A 564-nucleotide genomic window follows, 5' to 3' on the forward strand; every position below is an offset into this window, starting at 1 on the left:
GGCGTTGCCGGCTTCATCGTCGAAGTAGATTCGGGTGTAGAGATGCAGCAGCATGCCGCGCGCGAACACCGCAAGCAGGATGTGCGGCGCCTGCGGCTTGCCGTCGGCATCCGGCACCACGCCCGGCTTGATGGTGTCGAAGGCGTAGCCGCCGCTCTTGTCGGTGCCGCAGCGGCCAAAACCCTTGAAGCTCGAGTTCGGCAGCGCGTGCTTGTCCTGCGGATCGGAGAACCGGCCCTGGCTGTCGGCCTGCCAGATCTCCAGCATGCAATCCGGGATCACGGCGCCATCGCCGTCATAGACCTTGCCCTCGACGCGGATGCGCTCGCCGGATGTATCAGGCGTCAGCAGATTGTTGCTGAAGGCATCGTTCCACTCATATTCGCCGTTCGGCGTCAGGCCGTATTTGAAGTAGGGGCCGACGGTCTGCGAAGGCGTGATTCCATCAGGACGCTGGTTCGACACTTACTTGGTCTCCATCGGCGTGGCGTTGCGGCCGCGCAGCACGATATCGAAGCGGTAGCACAGCGCCCATTCCGGCTTGGTGTTGTCGAGATCGAACGA

At 62.9% G+C, this 564-nt stretch carries 1 protein-coding gene and 1 pseudogene; both read right to left on the bottom strand.

The window, feature by feature from the left end:
* A partial coding sequence (gene pcaG, locus AKN84_RS44350; RefSeq protein ID WP_050426612.1) for a protocatechuate 3,4-dioxygenase subunit alpha occupies positions 1 to 465 on the bottom strand: 465 nt, incomplete at its 3' end.
* A pseudogene (locus AKN84_RS49860) lies at positions 466 to 564 on the bottom strand (protocatechuate 3,4-dioxygenase subunit beta); the annotation flags it as partial.

Origin of the sequence: Bradyrhizobium tropiciagri (assembly GCF_001189845.1) — a bacterium.
Taxonomy (GTDB): domain Bacteria; phylum Pseudomonadota; class Alphaproteobacteria; order Rhizobiales; family Xanthobacteraceae; genus Bradyrhizobium; species Bradyrhizobium tropiciagri.